The 255-nt window shown below is 74.5% G+C and carries 1 protein-coding gene; it reads right to left on the bottom strand.

Annotated elements, in window-relative coordinates:
• The coding region (locus tag ACLFKU_RS44650) for an AMP-binding protein (protein WP_410853506.1) at positions 1-255 on the bottom strand (255 nt) is incomplete at both ends.

Raw genomic sequence — 255 nt, 5'->3', positions numbered from 1 at the left:
TCGCCCAGGCCGGCGTTGCCGTGTCGAGATCCACCACGCTCACACCGGCTAGCGCGTCGCAGCCCAGCGCGGCACGGCCGGCCGCATCGGCCAGCAGCAGCGGCGGCGCCGCATCCTCGAGCACCTGCCGCAGCCGCGCCGACGGATAGGCCGGATCCAGCGGCAGATACGCGCCCCCCGCCTTGAGGATCGCCAACAGCCCCACCACCATCGCCGGACTGCGCGCAAGGCAGATCGCCACCGGCTGGTCCGGCC

Origin of the sequence: Paraburkholderia sp. EG304, assembly GCF_046543485.1 — a bacterium.
Taxonomy (GTDB): domain Bacteria; phylum Pseudomonadota; class Gammaproteobacteria; order Burkholderiales; family Burkholderiaceae; genus Paraburkholderia; species Paraburkholderia youngii.
The sequence above is the reverse complement of the archived record's forward strand: the minus strand, read 5'-3'. Positions and strand labels throughout refer to the sequence as shown.